Origin of the sequence: Flavonifractor sp. An9, assembly GCF_002161245.1 — a bacterium.
Taxonomy (GTDB): Bacteria; Bacillota; Clostridia; order Oscillospirales; family Oscillospiraceae; genus Flavonifractor; species Flavonifractor avicola.
This window is the reverse complement of the sequence record NZ_NFHC01000018.1, coordinates 49,001-65,583: the sequence shown is the minus strand read 5'-3', so window position 1 is coordinate 65,583 and position 16,583 is coordinate 49,001. Positions and strand designations below refer to the sequence as shown.

Sequence of the window (16,583 nt, the reverse complement as noted above, 5' to 3'; positions counted from 1 at the left end):
ACTGCTCGTAAGTTTCTTAAGAAAAACCAAAATGCTTAAATCATTTCTCACAGACGATCTTTCCATCTAAAAACTTTATACTTTGGACTTGTGCTGTGTTTGTGACCTCCACAGTTTCCCATCCCGTCCAGCGGAACACTTTATAGAGCCGTCCGCCTTGCAGATAGTAGATGTAATTCCTGTCTACGACAAAGGATGTAACAGAGCCCACATCGGCCAGCAGTTCGTCTACCGTCGGTTCATGGTCAAACAGCCCCCAAAAGGTTGCCATGTTATCAGAGCCGGTGCTGAAGTAAAGCCGTGTGGAAAAATCCTTTAAATCGATTCGGTAAATCTGAAAGCCATCCCCCACCTCGCCGCTGGAGGCATAATAACAGGCATCCTCGTCAACATAGATGCTGGAGATAGCCCCGGATTGTCCAAAGGGATCACGGGTCAGCAGGATAGCCTCGCCTGTGGCCTTGCTGGTCGCAGTGATTGTGTTCTCCACCATATCAAGCTCTACCGTGTAGGCCCTGTTTTCTCCCTTGGACGCATCGGCCAGAAAATCATGCGTAATCTCACTGGAATTGCTGTGCCCACAGCCAGTCAATGAAACGGTCATGCAGAGTATGAGCACCGCTGTCAGGAGCGGGCGGGCAGAAATGGCCTTCCGCCTGCCGACATAAAATCTGAGACAAAGCCACACCAGCAGACATACGATAGCCAAGAACAGGACTATCAAAAAGCCGAACTGCTCCGGTGTGATGCCCGGAAAGGTTACTATATCAATCAAGTTCCAGTCCTCGTCATATCCAACCTCTGTCAGTGTCCCCCACACATAGCCGGTTCCGGCCAGCAGACCCGCCGGGAGCGGAAGGACATATTTGAGAAAGCTGCCGCCGATCAAATGTGGCAGAATAGAAACCGCGATGCCGGAAAATGTAGTCAGCACCGTCTGCCGGAACAGGATGGAGAGAAGGGCAATCAGGATAGCAAACCAAGCAGCCCCCAAGCACCTGGATAAGACTACGATCCCATACGCCTGCCCAACGGAAATAAGGTAGGGCGAATGTTCAAAAAAGGACAGGCTTTGCAGCGGATAGGAGGCTCCATCCAGGCCGACCGACAAGGCGACAACAACAAACTGCACCAACTGAAACAGCACCGTCGCCAGAACCGCCAGAGCCGCCATTACGCATAATTTGATCCCAGCCAACCGCCCTCGGCCATTTCTGCAAGAGCGGAGGATCTGCGCCATCCCGCACTGGTACTCCCCGCAGAACACCGGAACACAGAGCGCCAGCAGAAATAGTAACAGGATTACATTCACGCCATCGCGGGTCAGCAATGTGTCCCATCCTCGCTCATCCATCAGGAAACGATGGGCGGGGTCCTCTTTTGCGTAGTAATACTGGTTGTAGATGGTTAAAAAGGCGGCCTTCCTGCCATCATCGGAGCGGGTGGCTTCTGCGTACTCCGCCTCCATCTCCTGCGCCTTTTCCTCTGTTATCTCACCTTGCCAGCGTTCCATGTAGGTCAGGTAGGTATCTTCGTTCCGATCAATCACATAACTGCTGTCGTAGCCGCTGCCGACGCAAAAGACTGCATAAGCCGCCAGAGCAATCAGAAGAAGCAAAAGCCCTTTATGATGAAATAATATCTTCTTTAATTCTACTTGCAGCATGATTTCCTCCTGATTGCTATGACCAGCAGACACGCGATTACAGCTTGAACGATCAGAACCACAAAAAGTCGGAGCAGATATACCCCACCGATGCTCACCCCGGACAGGCTTTCCAGCAGGTTACTGCCGCTGGTCAAGGTGAATGGGCTGATGCAGGAGAGGGCCTGTTTCCACCACACGGGGGAGAGCGCCCAACCAGTGCAGTAGTTTAATACCACGCCAAGCCCCAATCCCATCAGGCAGGGATAGAGTGATTTTTGGAAACAGGCGGACAGGAGAATCAGCAAGAGTGCTGTCACACTGAAACCGATGGCCTTCAACCCGCAAATCAATCCATAGAACAGCAAAATCGAGCCGGAGAATGGAGTATATTGATAGCTTTCGATGGCATAGAGCGGGCTGCCCCAGCCCTCAAAGCCGCACAAAAGCCCAAATACCAGCAGGTTTAACAGGGCGAACAGGATTGTCAGTATCCATGCAAATATCACTCCAGCGCCGCATTTGGAAATAAGCAGAGGCCATCTGCCTCGTTTGCAGGAGGACAGAATCAAGGTCATCCCGTTTTCCTTCTCCCGGGTGAATGCGGGCGCTACCGCCAAAATGAGTAAAAGCAGGATCAGTAGATCGGAAAAGTCATAGGACAGCAGAGCTTCCCAGCCGTCATACAGATAAAACGCAGGAATCGTTCGGCCTGCATAGTGATGGAGAATGTAGGCATTTTCTGCCGCTCCCGCTGTGTTACCGCTCTCTCGATAGAAAGTCATATTCTCTTTCGCCTGGGCCAGAATCTCCTCCATATCAGAGGAATATTTGACACTGTACTCCATGTGGGGATAGAAGTAACTGTGGAGCAGATAGTAGTCGCCAAAGATATAGCCGCTGTAAGTCCCCTCCTGCGGCTCTCGGCTGTATGTTCCATCCGCCGTCAACCCGTCCAGTCTCTGATACTCCGAAGTGATGAAGCTTACCGTTTCCTCTGTGATGGGGCCTTTGATCCGCTCATAGATGGTGTCGTAGCCTGCTTGCATTCCGCTTGTATTGGCCGCAACGGGCCGTATCTCGCCAGCGTGATAGTCTGCAATGATTTTGACCGTATTCAGACACAGGAACAGTGCCAGCGCAATCAGTGTATAGCGCCGCAGGATGCCTTTTCTGGCCTCCAAATAGAGAAAACTCATATTTGTCCCTCACTTGGCTGGAAAAAGGTGTGCAGGAACACGTCGTCCAGATTTGGGGATACCGGCTTTGCGCCTCGGAGCGGTTTCCCATCATCCACGATGCGCAACAGATAGGAGCCATCCTGCTGCTTGATATTGCTCACGCAGTAGGTGTCCACCATCAGAGCCATCTCCGCCTCGTTGACTGACACCTCCCACACCTTTCCCTGGATGCTTTGCTCCAGTTCCCTGGGCGTACCCTGCATGACCAATGTACCCCTCCGAAGCAGGAGGATTTCTTTGGCGATATATTCCACATCGGAAACAATATGGGTAGCTAAAAGAATGATACGCCCTTTTGCCAGACGGGAAATGAGATTGCGGAAACGGATTCGCTCACCAGGGTCAAGGCCCGCCGTCGGTTCGTCCAGCACCAGCAGTTTGGGGTCGTTCAGAATGGCCTGGGCGATCCCCAGCCGCTGCCGCATCCCACCGGACAGCGCCCCGATCCGCTTGCTGCGGTTTTCCTCCAGATTGACGAAAACCAGCGCCGCGTCGATGCTCTCTTTTGCGTTCGCTACCCCTTTTACTTGGCACATATAATCCAAAAATTCCTGTACGGTAAAATTTGCATAGAACTGAGGGTACTGGGGCATATAGCCAATCTGATCGAAGTAGCGCCCGCCCATCTGGACGGTGTTTTCACCGTCCAGATGGATCACGCCGCCGCTGGCAGGCAGTATCCCAATCAAAATGTTGATTAGTGTCGTCTTTCCGGCCCCATTTGGCCCCAACAATCCATAGACCCCTTCTGTCAGAGTAGCGGATACATTTTGGAGCGCGGGATATTTTCCATAAAATTTTGTGATGCTTTCAAGTTCCAGTTTCATCTTGTGTTCCTCACGGGAGGTCAACCGCTTGTGAGAGGGCATAGCCGTCATCCGTGCCCAAGGCTGCATAGGCGGAATGGCCGATAACCCAAATCTCATAGGGCTTGCAGTTTGTATCCATCGTATAGGTTTCGTCCGCAACTTTCGTTCCATCGCTGACCTGATAGGCCCGCAGAGTACCGCTTGGGCTGTCTCCACCCGCACAGGTCACAATGTACTGGCCGTCTGCGGATACGGCGGCAATCCCGCTTTCATCTCCGCTCTCCACGCTGATTACTTTTCCCTGCTGCTTGGCCAAGTTCAAAAAGAGGACGGAGCCGGTCTGCTTTGCGCCTCCCATGCTGGCGGGCAGGATTGTATCAGAAACAGCGGCATACTCTCCGTTCACAGAGAGCATGGAACCGGAAAAGCCATCGGCGGTAAAAACAGAGGCGGTGTTGCTGCTCAGCTCAATCGAGCCGTAGGCCGTGGTATTTTCCTGCCCGTCCAGGCTTCCGAAAAAGGCCAAATAGTCTCCGCTGCCGCTGTACCCGACCGCCTCAAAATAAACGGTTTCGCTCATGGCCGGAGTGATTTCCGTCAGCTCCTGTGTCTCAAAGGTATATTGATAAAGGCTGGGCCCTTCCGCATATACAAGGGTTTTCCCATTCGGCGCAGCGGCAAAGACAGAGCCCCAAAGCCCATTTACCAATGTCTCGTTCGTCAATTCATAGCTATCCACCAGATCAAGATTCTGATCGAACAGCCAGTAGTACAGTGTCTCCGCAGAGCTGTCGCCGGAGATCACCGTGACCCCGCCGGTATCCTGCACATCCGCCGCTGTCTGGCTGGACAGCATAACGATGGCCCCCTGGCTGGTCTTGCCTGTCAGCAGAGGCGTTTGGGCGGCGTCAAAAGCGTAGGTGGCTGTTACTTCGCCGGTAGATAGGTCGGTCAGTTTCAGCTCATTTGTGGTATAATCGTACTCCGGCGAGAGAAAATCGGCCCCGACGCCGGTTGTCTGCTCCGCCGATTCGTCAGGAACCTGCTGGGAGTCCGCTGAGGGATCGCTGGGCGGATTTCCGGTGCTTGCCGCCGGTTCGTTGTTTCCGCAGGCGGAAAGCAGAGAAAGACTGAGTGCAAGCACAAGCAAAATACTGATTCTTTTCATGTTCGTCAAACCTCCCCGTTGACCAAAAGTACAGATGCTGTCTTAACTGGATTGTTGATTTCAAGCTCCCCATCTTCCGGGGTAACGGCAATGGCATAGACCGTGTTCAGCGCACCAAGTGCAGAGGTATCAATCTGGAATGTGGCTTCTACCATCTGGTTTTTCACCGTCCGAACAGAGAGATAGTCCGCTCCATTGAGTTGGACAGGTTGATGGTTGATAAACAAAGTAATATTGAACTCCGCCTCCGGCCCGCCGTAGAGCTGTACAGTGATTGTCGCTGTTTTCCCATCTGCCTGAATGTAATTTCCATCTTCTACACCCAGGGACAGGGTGGCCGTTGTGTCCAGGCTATCAGTGGCCCCCCATGCGGCCAGGGTATCTAATATATCCTGCGGCAGATCCACCACATTGTAGTCCGTACCGGCTGCGGCCAATGTCTGTGCGGGGGCGTCTGCTGCAAAAGAAATCTGGCGGGATGTGGTTGCAGATTCCTGGTGGTGGAAGCCATAACGCGGATTATCCGGCCCCTCTGCTACAAAACTGGGTTCCAGAATGGTGACAGCCATAACAGGGACGGTTTCTCCCGCTTTGCCTGTCACGGGCTGGAATACCATGTTGAAATTCTCCCGCTGTTCATAGTCCAGGTTAAAGACCTGCATATAGCTTTCCTCAAGCTCTGTACCATCCTCATAGACTGCGGAATAGGGCTGGGCCACCCCATCCACAAATAGGAGGACGCCGATCTCCGTGGTCTTTCCAGAAGATGCGCCAGTTATGGAGAAGGGAATTTCTAAGGGCTCACCATCGTAGGTATAAACCGTGTCCATCGGGTCTTGCAGGCCAAATTCCGCAGAGCCCATCTCATTGTCTGCCGGCTCCTCCTCAAAATAAGCGTCCAAGTCGTTTGATGCGTCCGGGGCCGGGTCGCTGGCCTGCGGTGCGCTACACCCAGCCAGCAAACATACAAGCGCCAAAGAGAAAAAAAGAAGTCTGTGCATAAAAAATACTCTCCTTATCGGTAGGATAAGGAGAGCATAATAGGAAAAGGTCTACGATTGGTCAATCGGCATCAATTTTTCTGCTTGTATCTGCATTTCCACGCAGGCCCCGTTGCGATTGCTCAGAGAGAGCGTTCCACCTTGTTTCTGGCAAAGGGTGTTGCAGATTGAGAGGCCAAGCCCGAAGTGGTCATTTTCAGTATTCTCTTTGTAAAATGGCCTTGTGGCGGAGCGGAGGGATTCTTCCGAAAAGCCTGCCCCATCATCATATACCTGGATGGTAAGTATTCCTTCTTGCCACCCGGCCTTCAAAGCAATCTCATGGCAGGCGAAACGCAGGGCATTAGAAATCACATTGTCGATCATGCGATGTACCAAGGTCCCATCCAGCATGACCTGAAAATCCGGGACCCCACTAATATCCATAGAGAATTGAAGCTGGTGCTGATGCGCCAAAACGGTGTATTCGTCCTCCTGCTCCTCAAAAAATTCCCGCAGAGGGCATGCTGTTGGCTTCACTGGTATGGCATCCATCGCCTGTATTTCGCGCACTTGGTTTGCGTACTGTTCCAGTCGATCTGTTGCCAAAGAAAGATTATGGATCGTGTCCATCAGTTTGTCCTCGCTGATGCGTCCAAGCGGGACATTATGCGAGAGATATTCTGTGTATCCTTTCATCACAGTGATGGGGGTACGGAGGTCATGGGCGATGGAGGCGCTGAGTTTGCGCCGCTCCTCCATCATAGCCCAAGTCTCTTGATTATTTTTTAGGAGGGCGGCCCGCATGGTGTCCATAGCCCGACAGAGCTCGCCCATTTCATCCGAAGCCGGATAGTCCAAACAAAAATCCAGGTCGCTTTGCGATATGCGGTCGGCGCTCTGTAAGAGTAAAGACAGCGGCTGTTTCAGTTTGATGGAATAAAACATCCAGGCACAGAAAATCGTACCAAGCACGAAAAGCAAGGTCGGCACCAGGATCACGGCCGCTTTTGCCGCATAGTAGGCGACCCGTTGTGTATCGCTCAGGTTGGCGATTTGGTACTCCGTGGATAAAATTACAAGCTGTCCATTTTCTCCCGGAACGATCTGTTCATCATCTGCAATCACCAGGTTATATTCATCCTCAGTCTCTTGGGGTGGCAGCACCTGATAGTCCGTCACACTTTCCAAGATTTGATTTTGCACGTTGACACAGGTAAAAATGGTTACTGCTGAAATACCAGCTACAAGCACCGCCATAACAAGGACAAGTGATACAAAGGCTCGGCGGAGAGGCATGGAGCGAAGCCAGTGCTTTATTTTACCCATTTATAGCCGCACCCCCAGACTGTTTCAATATACTGCGCCCCCAGCTTGTTTCGGATGCGTCGGATGTGTTCCTTCACCACAGCATTGTCAGCGGTGCCGTCAAAGCCCCGCACCTGTTCATAAATTGTTTCCCGGCTGAACACTTGTCCAGGGTGGAGGGAAAGCAGTTCCACTATATCAAATTCTACCTTGGAAAGTTCTATGGGCCGACCATTTCGAGAGACGGTCCTTGCGGCGTAGTCCACCACAATGTCTCCAAAGCCACGGACGCTGATTTTTTGCTGGATACGGCTCTCTCTGCGCAGGTGAGCCTCCACCCGGGCAGTCAGTTCGGCCAGGCTGAACGGCTTCAAAATGTAATCATCACCACCGGCCCGCAGACCAGCGACACGATCCGCCTCCTCAATCCGGGCGGTTAAGAATAGGATGGGGCAGGTCACATGGTCGCGGATTGCCCGGCACAATTCAAGGCCATCCATCCCCGGCATATTGATGTCCAGCAGAATAATATCCGGCTGCTGGGTCAGCTTTTGCAGGGCCTCCTCGCCGCTTTTTGCGGTGATGACCTGATATTGCTCCATTTCAAACTGATCCCGAAGCATATCTAAAATCATCTGCTCATCATCTATAATCATAATCGCATAACTCATGGTTTCACCTCGCTTGCTGGCATCATAATAGGAAAAAGTCTATAATTGGTCAAGTCCCTTTCGGAATCAGTATTTCTGCCTTTGTAAAGAGATGACGGAAATCCTAAATTTTATTGCCTTTTGCCAGAAAAAGCGTCCGAGGCTTTTGACTTACACTTTGCGATTAATTCTTTCCGCTGTCTATCCATCGATTTGCGCGAATCACTCTGGTCAATAACTTGACAAAATACTTCACAATAGATCTTCTTCAAATTCATAACAGCCTTCATCCTTACTTAGTTGTTTAATTTCACTCTATTGTATAAGACGATTTACGAGGCAGGATCTGATGTGGTATCTCTATAAATTAATTACAATTTTATGCTTTTTATTTGATGATGGAGTCGGTATCCGGGTGGATTACCGTCACCGGCAGTTTTTTCTTCAGCACCGCATAGTTATAGGTCATTCCCGTGCCGCTCCGGATGGACTTGTCCAGGTCGTACACGGCGATCCCGCACACTGAGCGATCCACCATGTAGTAGTCCCGACGCTTATAGGCATCCTGGCGATAAGACTTACACACCACCACACTGTCAGCGCATTCGTTTAGGATGCGTTGATAGCGTTCTTTTTGTTGCGGAGCAAAAGTATCCCCGAACTCCGTGAAAGGGATGGCAACATGGAGTTCCAGGTCATGGTACTGCTTCTGCTGTTGCAGTTCCAGCACGATCTCCGCAGCCCAGGTATCCACGCCGGCCGCTCCACCAACCCAGACGCCCCGGATGCCATCTTGTTCATAGAGGCGGATGATTTCGCTGCGAATGGCCGATTTGATCTTATCGCACCTTGGATAGTTCTCTGGGAACTTAAAACGGTTTGGGCGGTGCCCAGTGATGAAACAGAACCGCATACAGCTGCCACCTTTCCTGTGTTGGTAGTGATAATATAAATTGTCTCTCGTATTTGATAATTATATCGTTAATTATCGCTGATGTGAAGTCAAAATTGAAAGTATGATTACGAACTCTATCTGCTGGTTCATATTAGAATAAAACCAACAGAAGGAGTGATCAGATGGACGACACTCAGCGGTATATCACCTATGTGCGGGGGCGAATCACAGATCTGCGGACACAAAAGGATGTATCGGAGCACCGCATGAGCCTGGAACTGGGCAAAAGCGGCTCCTACATTCGGGGCATCACCAGTGGAGCGGCGTTGCCCTCCTTGCGGGAGCTGTTCAATATTATGGCCTATTTGGAAGTGTCCCCCTCCGAGTTTTTCGATGGTCTGGATGATCCGGACTCCCTGCGCACGGCATTACGTGGAAGACTGATGGAGCTGAACGACGAGGACTTACAGAAAGTCTCATCCTTCCTCGACTGGATCAGGAAGTAATCCCGGAAATTGTTCTTTTCTCTGTCTTAGAAAAATCCTTAGAGTGGGCACTTCTGGTTGGCTCACCATGAACCAGACCCCAGTTCACTAAATTGGCAGACTCTCCCCCTGGCGGGGGAGAGTCTGTTTTTCATCAGGAGAGCCGATAGAGATTCGAGGTGCGCCCACCGTTTTCTCGCCATCTGGTCTCCTTTGTCAGCAGTCCGGCCTGACATAAATCGTCCAGTGCCCGCTTGACGGTGGAGCTGGAGAGTCCCAGCTCTCTCGCAATCGTCTTAATCGCTGGCCAACACTTCCCGTCCCGGTCTGCTCGGTCTTTCAGGTACATATAGACCGATCTGGCCCGGTGGCTCAGGTCGGAGGAGTAGATGTTACGGAAATTTGTCACAGATATCACCCCCTCAGCGCCGGATCCTGGGCCTGCGCCCATCTTTGGGCGAGTCATCCGCCTGCACGACTTGGACCTCGCCGCCTGATGCTGGCGGCTCCGCCTGGGGGATCTCTCCATCCTCAACGGCAGGCGCGTAGTGCTTGCGGAGGATCGCTGCCTCCAATTCCTGCTTGCTGGCGTAGGCCACCGGCCGCTGGGCGCGCTCGGGTACCTCGTAGGACTTGTCGAACTTGATGCCCCAATCCAGGAACAGGCGAAGCCGCACCTGCATAGGATGGACGCCAGTCTTGGCCACGATAAAGCTGCCCTTTGGCATGGACTTCAGCTCGTCGGGAGTCATGAGGGGCCGCTCGATCATCTGCAGGCTCTGGGATGGGTCGTTCTTTCCCCGGCTGATGGAGCCGCTCATCACCGTGCGGCTCCCCAAGGCTTTAGACAGTTCCACCGCCGTCTGGCTGGCTGGGGCAAATCCTCCGGAAATCAGCACCTGGCAGTTGTCCACAATGACCTCCGAACCCTCCCTGCCGTAGTTCTTCTGGAGCTGGCCCGTGATGCTCTGCACGATAGGCACCAGCATCAGGCCACGGGAGCGGGAGGCGGAGAACATCAGCTCCAGGGACTGGATGGGCGGGCAGGTACCCAGCTCATCCGCGAAAAAAACCACTCGGTTTTTCAGCCGCCCACCGTTCTCATCCGCCACGGTGAGAATCTCCCGGTACAAGTTTTGGAGGATCAGGCTGACCATGAAATACTTGGTCTGGTCTTCCTCCGGAAGTACGATAAAAATGGCGGACTTCTTATTGCAGAAGGTCTCCGCGTCGATAGCGGTGTCGAAACACAGGATCTGCTCCATCTCGCTGTCCAGGAACGCGTTCAGCCGGGACAGAACTGTGGAGATCACCGACATCATGGCCTGCTCTGAGGTATTCAAAGCGGCGCCGGCGAACCACTTGGCTTTATGGTCTGGCGGAAGTTTCGTCAGCAGGAGCTGGAACTGGTTCTTGCCCTTCACGCCGCTGGGTGCCAGGAGCTCCTGCACCAGCTTGAAGACCGAGACGATGTGGCGCTCCTCGATAGGTCTGCCTTCCGCATCCTCGGTGGGCAGGTATTCCGCCACCAGCAGGAGCATGGAGGTAAGCAGGCCCTCGGCCGCGTCGTAGAAGTAGGCGTTCTGCCCGTATTGGGAGCTGTCCCCGGTGGTATTGATCAGGGTCTTGGAGAGGATCTTGGCATACTTCTCCGCCTTGGCCTTGGCCGGCAGATTTTTGGGGTCAGCCTTGTAGATATCCATGTACTTGTTGATCAGGTGGAGCAGATTATTGCCGTCTGAGCGGGTAGGGTTGCGCAGATCCAGCACGGCGATTTGAAAGCCGTAGCACTCCTTGGCGATCCCCGCATAGTTGCGGAACAGGTCGCCCTTGGTGTCCGTGCAGAGGAAGGACATCCCAGTGGCCAGAGCGTATTCGATATTGGGATAAAGAAAATAGGCCGTCTTGCCCGCGCCGCTGGCGGCGGTGACCAGGGCGTGGATATCGTCTGTGTCCACGATGGCGATGACATGGTCCTTGCGCCCCTCACACCCCAAGACCAGCCCCTGCTTTTTGGGGAGGCGCTCACCTTTTCGCCACTCCTCCGGTCGGAAGGGGACGTGGGCATAGGTCTGCTGGATCTCTTTCTTGGTGGCCCATCGTGCGGTTCCATGCTGGCCGTCTCCTACAGTCTTGGACTTGATGTTGTTCAGGGAGCCTTGTCCGGAAAAGTGGGTCACCGCGGCAAGGAGAAGAAGGGCGCCTCCTGCCAGTGCCAGCAGGAGGATCGTCTGCATATCCACGCACTCACCCCATCTCCATTCCCAGCGCCTGTTTCTGCTTTTCCATCGCTTTCAGTTCATCCGCATCATTCTTAACAGAGACCTTGGCGCAGGAGAGGGCCAGTTCCAGCCACGCGCTGGCGATCTCCCGTTTCTCCGCCTCGCCGCGCACGCCAGGAGCACCGCTCTTAGCCAGCGCGGTTTGGAGCTGGGCAGAGATCTCCTCCGTCCGGTTCCGGATGGCCATCCGATTCTGATGGGGCAGGATGTGGCTTTGCAGATACTGACTTCCCTGAGCTGGAGTCAGGGTAGTCCCCAGCTGGCGGCATTCCCGCAGGGTCACCAGCAGAGACAGGGCGGCTATCTCCTCCATGCAGTCCATGGCCGTTTCCAGTTTCTTTTCTTTCAGGCATTTGCGGTAACATTGAAACAGGTGCGGCACCTGCTGCATCGCCCCGTCCGGTTTCAAATCCATGCATTTTACCGCGATGCGGGCGCAGACAAGCTCCGCCGCCTGGAGTTGAGGATGCTGCTCCGCAGGCTGGGCAGGCCGGCCGTTGAGGGCTTTCAGATCTTCGTCCCAGTCCTTATATTCTGGCCGCAGTACAGAGACCCGCGTGTGTCCGTGCTCCCGCAGGATATCCGTGAGACGGCCCGTGGCCTCGATCCCCGCGGCATCGTGATCCAGGCAGAGCACGACTCTCTGGAGCCTGGGGTCCTTCTCCAGCATCCAGAGCATGGCCTGCTCCGAAGTGCCGCAGAGGGCTACATAGCTGTGTTCCCGCCAAGCCTCCGGATAGAGGGTCAGGAAGGCCAGCAGGTCAATGGGCGCCTCGAACACATAGAGCCGGCCGCTGTTTCCAAACCAGTGAAAACTGCAACGGGGATCGCCGCCCTCCACATTCCTGCGGAAGCTGTTTCCCTGGGTGTAGAGGCTCCGCTTATGGGCGTGGCGGGCAGTGCCGTATTCGTCACTCCCAACGAATACGGCATTATGATATTCCTTCGTCCCTGCCCTTGACTTCTCACAGCTTTCGTAGATCATTCCGCGTTTTGTAAAGGCGTCAAGGACGTCCCGGTCAATGAACCTCTGCTGGAGCAGGTAGGCATAGAGCCGCCGCATAGTCGGACTGGCCGGAGGGAGGACAAATTCCTTTGGTTTCTCCGGCTCAGACGGTACTGTCTGGGGATAAGCGACCCCCTCGCCGTCCAGCAGACGTTTCACCGCCTCTGGGTAAGTCAAGCCGTAATACGTTTGGACAAAGGAAATCGCGTGGCCTCCCTCCTTCGATTCATGATCGTACCACTCGTTGCCCCTCACAGTGATGCTGTGGTCTGAGGACAGGCGCTTGTCCCGACCGGATGGGATGAGTTTCTCTCCCTGTCGGCGCAGGAACTCCACCAGATTCACACTGTTGGCTCGGAGCTTTTGCTCCTCCGTAAAAGGGATATAGGGCATTTCACACCTCCTGGTAAAAAGTTGGGGGGCCGCGTCTTGCGGCCCCCGAATGAGAGATCATCTTCGACGCTGCCGGGTCTTCCGGTGATAGGGGACCTGCCGCACGGTGGCGCATCTCCGCCACGATTCAAGGCGGCGGGCAGACCGGCCCGCTTTGCTGGGAGCTGTATCTGTACTGTTATATTTTTTCTTCACATTAAAACCTCCGTTACATCGTGATGGTCGGTTCTTCATGATCGTCGGGCTTATGCCCCATAGCGATCTTCTTTTCCCGGATCTTCCGCCAGAGTTTTTTGTCCACGGTCAGCCTCAAACCTCTGGGGTGGGGAGGCTGGCTCTGCTCCCGGAAGATGCCGGCCAGGTGATGGAGCAGCCGGGCGGCTGACTGCACAACGGGAAAAAGATCCCGGTGATCCATACGCTCCACAAAATACTGGGCGTACTGATCTCCCTGCTCCGCTGCTTTCTGGAACCACTGCCGAGCGGCCTTCCGATCCTCTGGAACATCCTTTCCCAGCAGGAAGAGCTTGCCAAGGGCATACTGGGCATATTGGTTTCCCTGCTCCGCGGACGCGGTCAGCCAGCGGACGGCCCCGTCTGCATCCTTGGGAACCGCATCTCCCTGGAGGAGCAATTTCCCAAGGCGATATTGAGCGTGCTGATCTCCACCCAGGGCCGCACGTTCCAGCCATCGGACAGCGGCGGCGGGATCGTGGGGCAGTGTTGTCCCCGAGAGATACAACCTTCCCAACGTAAAAGCGGCGGAGCAACTTCCATGCTCCGCCGCCTTGGTCAGCAGCTCCACCGCCTGGGCCGTCTGTTCCGGCGGTGCTTTCGGATCTTCGAGGATGGCCCTCGCACGCCGGTATATCTGCTCCCATGAGTTGTGCGGTTCTCCGCTGTCATTAGGACGTTCATCCCAAACGGACTCTGGCCCCGGCTGGGGGCCGTCTGCTCCTTTCTGTTCTGGTAGTGTGTCCTCTGCCTGATCCTCCGGATGGAACACTTGCCGCAGTTCTCCCAGCCGTATTGCCTCCTGAATGACCATGTTTTTGATCCGCTTGAATTCCTTCTGCCGGGAGAGGGGCAGGCGTTCCGGCAGATCGTTTTTGTAGGTGCGCAGCACCTCCTCCCGCATCTCATACCACAGGTCGTAGGCTTTGGCCACACGGGGATCCCTGGCCAGCTCGTCCACGATCTCGTCCACCACGGCCTTCAGCGGCGCTTTCAGATAGCCGTATTGCTTTTTCCCGGAGAGGAACTGCAGGCGATCCGCCAGATGGGTCATAAGCTCCTCTATACGTGGATTGTCAACCGTTCCCTCCTCCATGCGGAGGAGCAGCTCCCGCATCACCTCTTGGGCATCCCGGTTCAGCACGTCCCGCCGCTGGGTCTGCTGCTGATAAAGTTCGGTCAGGTCGTTCTGGAAGATTTCTTTGGCCAGACCGGACTTGATGTCCGCGATCCCCTGCTTGGTGAGGTAGCCGGACGTTCCATCCGCGCTGTAGCAGACCATGTGGATGTGAGGATGGTGGGACTCGTCGTGGAAGGCGGCATACCACCGGAACTGATCCCAGGGGATCTTCATGGCCTGGGCAATCTCCATGGCGTATCCGGTAAGCAGGCTTTTCCACCGCTCCGCGTCGTCGTAGCCCAGCCGGGCGGCGTCCTCCCGCCGCAGGGAAATGATTGGGAGCCACACATTGCCGGGGTGGTGTGCAATCTCCTCCGCCACCTTGGACAGGGGCGGCGACTCATCCGAGCCGGTGAAAAGGGCATGGGAGCCCGTACGCTGGGCGCGGGGACGGCTGGCGATGTAACTGATGTAGTTTTCTTTTTTCGCCGCCGCATCGTAGTTGTCCTCCAGCGCCCGTGTGATGAAGTCTGCGGCGTTGCCCCGAGTGGGTGCGGCGGCGTAGTCCTCGTACTCGAAGGTTCCACGGCTGAGAGGAAAATCCCGGAGGAGCTGCTCCACCATCTGCTGCTGTTTTTTTGTAGCGGGCAGTTGGGCTTTGTCAGCGGCGATCCGCTGAGCGCCCTCTCGAGTCGCCATGTATCGGACATAGTTGCTCAGATGGGCGGCAACTTTTTTCGAGCCGCCCCGAATGTAGGGACACTTGAAAATCAGATGAGGCACGCATATCACCGCCTTGTATCGAACAAAATAACCGCACGATTTTATTGACAATATCGTGCGGTTTCCGTATAATGAGAATAGCAGGAACCACACTATAACCGCTGGAGGTGTTTGAAATGATCGTGACAGCAACGGAGTTCAAATCCAATCTGGGAAAGTATCTGGACATGGTTGCCACGCAGGATGTGTATATCACGAAGAACGGGAAGAACATCGCCCGCCTGACCAGCCCCTCCAGCAATAAGCTGGCGGTGCTGGACGAGTTGGTGGGTATCGCATCTCGAGTGGATGCAGATGAGGACACGATCCGGAAGGAGCGTCTGGCGCGGCAATGAGGATCATGGTGGATACCAATGTGCTTTTGGACATCCTCCAGAAGCGTGAACCGTTTTTTTCGGATTCCTATCAAGCTCTGCGCAAGGCGATTGAGGCGGAGGCGGAGTGTCTGCTTTCCGCCTCCGCAGTAACCGACATTTTCTATGTGCTGCGGAAGGCGCTGCAGTCTCCACAGCAGGCGAAGGAGCGTGTGGAGCAGCTGGCCGCGCTGGTCACCTTTGCCGATGTGACTGGGATGGACATCCACACCGCGCTGTCACGGGAGATGCAGGACTTCGAGGATGCTGTGGTGGACGCGGTGGCAGAGCGGAATGAGGCCGACTGCATCCTGACCCGGAACACGAAGGATTTCGCAGGCTCCATTGTGCCAGCAGTCACACCCTCTGATTTTCTGAATAGCTGAAACACAAACGCCGCCGTCCTGCTTGGACGGCGGCATTTCAGTTCGCACCTTTTTGATAGTCGACGGCGTCCTCGAAGGAGATCCTGCCTCGGGTCTCTTTGACCTCGCGGACGCACCTCCCCCGGAGCTCCCGGAGATCCTCGTCCGTGAGCTCCATACCTGCCGCCAGGATATTCATCATCATATCCATCTCCACCGCCAGTTTGAACAGCAGGCGGCAGATCCGATCCTCGCTGGCCTGCACAGTAGCGCGAATGGCGGAGAGCAGTACAGGCGGCAGGGCGGAGAAGGTATCCTGGGCGGTCAGGTGTTCACAGTAAAACTGGAGCGCCTTTTCCACGAATTCATTTTGACTTCTGCAATTGGAGAAGGGCATAGCCGCGGCGATCTTCTGCTCCGTCTCCGGTGAGATCCGGGTGTGGATTCGTGTCTTTTCTTCTGTCATAGTCAAACCTCCAAAAATCTTGATTTCAGGGCGAAGGAGCCACATCTGAGCCAGCCAAAACGCCGGAACAACGGTGGATTCCGGCTGAATTGGAGCTGGAACAGGAGACTCCTCCTCAAAAGAGGAGCCACGCTATATTTTGAAAACATGCGGAAAAGTGGTGGCCTTTGCTTGAAAACCGTATCCCCGGCCCGCATTGCGGGACGGTGTGAAAGGCGGTGGAGCCACCGCTTTATCCCGCACTTTTTTCGTCCCCCTGGTTCACGTCGTTGCAGGCTCCATATCTCTCACTTCACCGCAGGCGGCAAAGCTCGTTCCTTGCGCCGCACCGTCTCTCCACCCCTGAGCACTTCGCTGGGGCAGAGGGCGGTTTTGCGAAACAGCGGGCACACGGCCTCAA

The 16,583-nt window shown here is 54.6% G+C and carries 16 protein-coding genes; 3 read left to right on the top strand and 13 right to left on the bottom strand.

Annotated features, from left to right (window positions below; translation table 11 throughout):
• Positions 1–40: 40 nt before the first annotated feature.
• From B5G40_RS11785 to B5G40_RS11750, 8 genes are all read right to left on the bottom strand, one after another.
• On the bottom strand, positions 41–1,666 hold the full coding sequence (locus B5G40_RS11785) for a hypothetical protein (protein WP_087289517.1): 1,626 nt from the start codon (positions 1,664–1,666) through the stop codon (positions 41–43).
• Positions 1,654–2,844: a hypothetical protein gene (locus B5G40_RS11780; protein ID WP_087289516.1), complete on the bottom strand. Its 1,191-nt coding sequence runs from the start codon at positions 2,842–2,844 to the stop codon at positions 1,654–1,656. Before B5G40_RS11780 ends, B5G40_RS11785 begins: the two co-directional genes overlap by 13 nt.
• Positions 2,841–3,713: an ABC transporter ATP-binding protein gene (locus B5G40_RS11775; RefSeq protein WP_087289515.1), complete on the bottom strand. Its 873-nt coding sequence runs from the start codon at positions 3,711–3,713 to the stop codon at positions 2,841–2,843. The genes B5G40_RS11780 and B5G40_RS11775 overlap by 4 nt, the downstream gene beginning before the upstream one ends.
• 10 nt (positions 3,714–3,723) lie before the next feature.
• A complete protein-coding gene (locus B5G40_RS11770) occupies positions 3,724–4,863 on the bottom strand; it encodes a hypothetical protein (RefSeq protein ID WP_087289514.1) in 1,140 nt (379 codons plus the stop codon).
• 5 nt (positions 4,864–4,868) lie between these two features.
• Complete coding sequence (locus B5G40_RS11765) at positions 4,869–5,864, bottom strand: hypothetical protein (protein WP_087289513.1); 996 nt, start codon at positions 5,862–5,864, stop codon at positions 4,869–4,871.
• Between the two features lie 51 nt (positions 5,865–5,915).
• Entirely contained in the window at positions 5,916–7,172 is a 1,257-nt protein-coding gene (locus tag B5G40_RS11760; RefSeq protein ID WP_087289512.1) for a sensor histidine kinase, read from the bottom strand.
• On the bottom strand, positions 7,160–7,822 hold the full coding sequence (locus B5G40_RS11755) for a response regulator transcription factor (RefSeq protein ID WP_087289511.1): 663 nt from the start codon (positions 7,820–7,822) through the stop codon (positions 7,160–7,162). Before B5G40_RS11755 ends, B5G40_RS11760 begins: the two co-directional genes overlap by 13 nt.
• Positions 7,823–8,189: 367 nt before the next feature.
• Positions 8,190–8,714: an SLOG family protein gene (locus tag B5G40_RS11750; protein WP_087289510.1), complete on the bottom strand. Its 525-nt coding sequence runs from the start codon at positions 8,712–8,714 to the stop codon at positions 8,190–8,192.
• A gap of 164 nt (positions 8,715–8,878) precedes the next feature.
• Between B5G40_RS11750 and B5G40_RS11745 the strand changes: the two genes are divergently transcribed.
• The gene (locus tag B5G40_RS11745; protein ID WP_087289509.1) at positions 8,879–9,202 is read left to right on the top strand and encodes a helix-turn-helix domain-containing protein; all 324 of its coding nucleotides are present in this window, start codon (positions 8,879–8,881) and stop codon (positions 9,200–9,202) included.
• A 133-nt stretch (positions 9,203–9,335) separates the two neighbouring features.
• On the opposite strand, the gene B5G40_RS11740 is transcribed toward B5G40_RS11745, so the two are convergent.
• The 4 genes from B5G40_RS11740 to mobP3 form a co-directional block, all read right to left on the bottom strand.
• The gene (locus B5G40_RS11740) at positions 9,336–9,590 is read right to left on the bottom strand and encodes a helix-turn-helix domain-containing protein (RefSeq protein ID WP_087289536.1); all 255 of its coding nucleotides are present in this window, start codon (positions 9,588–9,590) and stop codon (positions 9,336–9,338) included.
• Between the two features lie 13 nt (positions 9,591–9,603).
• Complete coding sequence (locus B5G40_RS11735) at positions 9,604–11,418, bottom strand: type IV secretory system conjugative DNA transfer family protein (RefSeq protein WP_087289508.1); 1,815 nt, start codon at positions 11,416–11,418, stop codon at positions 9,604–9,606.
• Between the two features lie 10 nt (positions 11,419–11,428).
• Entirely contained in the window at positions 11,429–12,862 is a 1,434-nt protein-coding gene (locus B5G40_RS11730; protein ID WP_087399732.1) for a toprim domain-containing protein, read from the bottom strand.
• 208 nt (positions 12,863–13,070) lie between these two features.
• A complete protein-coding gene (gene mobP3 / locus B5G40_RS11725; protein WP_087399731.1) occupies positions 13,071–14,999 on the bottom strand; it encodes a MobP3 family relaxase in 1,929 nt (642 codons plus the stop codon).
• Positions 15,000–15,115: 116 nt separating this feature from the next.
• On the opposite strand from mobP3, the gene B5G40_RS11720 reads away from it, so the two are divergent.
• The gene (locus B5G40_RS11720) at positions 15,116–15,334 is read left to right on the top strand and encodes a type II toxin-antitoxin system Phd/YefM family antitoxin (protein WP_087289505.1); all 219 of its coding nucleotides are present in this window, start codon (positions 15,116–15,118) and stop codon (positions 15,332–15,334) included.
• 5 nt (positions 15,335–15,339) lie between these two features.
• The gene (locus B5G40_RS11715; RefSeq protein WP_158099524.1) at positions 15,340–15,738 is read left to right on the top strand and encodes a PIN domain-containing protein; all 399 of its coding nucleotides are present in this window, start codon (positions 15,340–15,342) and stop codon (positions 15,736–15,738) included.
• 37 nt (positions 15,739–15,775) lie between these two features.
• On the opposite strand, the gene B5G40_RS11710 is transcribed toward B5G40_RS11715, so the two are convergent.
• A complete protein-coding gene (locus B5G40_RS11710; RefSeq protein WP_087289503.1) occupies positions 15,776–16,183 on the bottom strand; it encodes a hypothetical protein in 408 nt (135 codons plus the stop codon).
• Between the last annotated feature and the right edge of the window lie 400 nt (positions 16,184–16,583).

Coding starts and splice junctions, on each gene's coding strand:
- B5G40_RS11755 (WP_087289511.1), bottom strand. CDS start 7,822: ATGAGTTATGCGATTATGATTATAGATGATGAGCAGATGATTTTAGAT.
- B5G40_RS11760 (WP_087289512.1), bottom strand. CDS start 7,172: ATGGGTAAAATAAAGCACTGGCTTCGCTCCATGCCTCTCCGCCGAGCC.
- B5G40_RS11785 (WP_087289517.1), bottom strand. CDS start 1,666: ATGCTGCAAGTAGAATTAAAGAAGATATTATTTCATCATAAAGGGCTT.
- B5G40_RS11735 (WP_087289508.1), bottom strand. CDS start 11,418: ATGCAGACGATCCTCCTGCTGGCACTGGCAGGAGGCGCCCTTCTTCTC.
- B5G40_RS11745 (WP_087289509.1), top strand. CDS start 8,879: ATGGACGACACTCAGCGGTATATCACCTATGTGCGGGGGCGAATCACA.
- B5G40_RS11715 (WP_158099524.1), top strand. CDS start 15,340: ATGGTGGATACCAATGTGCTTTTGGACATCCTCCAGAAGCGTGAACCG.
- B5G40_RS11710 (WP_087289503.1), bottom strand. CDS start 16,183: ATGACAGAAGAAAAGACACGAATCCACACCCGGATCTCACCGGAGACG.
- B5G40_RS11720 (WP_087289505.1), top strand. CDS start 15,116: ATGATCGTGACAGCAACGGAGTTCAAATCCAATCTGGGAAAGTATCTG.
- B5G40_RS11750 (WP_087289510.1), bottom strand. CDS start 8,714: ATGCGGTTCTGTTTCATCACTGGGCACCGCCCAAACCGTTTTAAGTTC.
- B5G40_RS11770 (WP_087289514.1), bottom strand. CDS start 4,863: ATGAAAAGAATCAGTATTTTGCTTGTGCTTGCACTCAGTCTTTCTCTG.
- B5G40_RS11780 (WP_087289516.1), bottom strand. CDS start 2,844: ATGAGTTTTCTCTATTTGGAGGCCAGAAAAGGCATCCTGCGGCGCTAT.
- B5G40_RS11775 (WP_087289515.1), bottom strand. CDS start 3,713: ATGAAACTGGAACTTGAAAGCATCACAAAATTTTATGGAAAATATCCC.
- B5G40_RS11765 (WP_087289513.1), bottom strand. CDS start 5,864: ATGCACAGACTTCTTTTTTTCTCTTTGGCGCTTGTATGTTTGCTGGCT.
- B5G40_RS11730 (WP_087399732.1), bottom strand. CDS start 12,862: ATGCCCTATATCCCTTTTACGGAGGAGCAAAAGCTCCGAGCCAACAGT.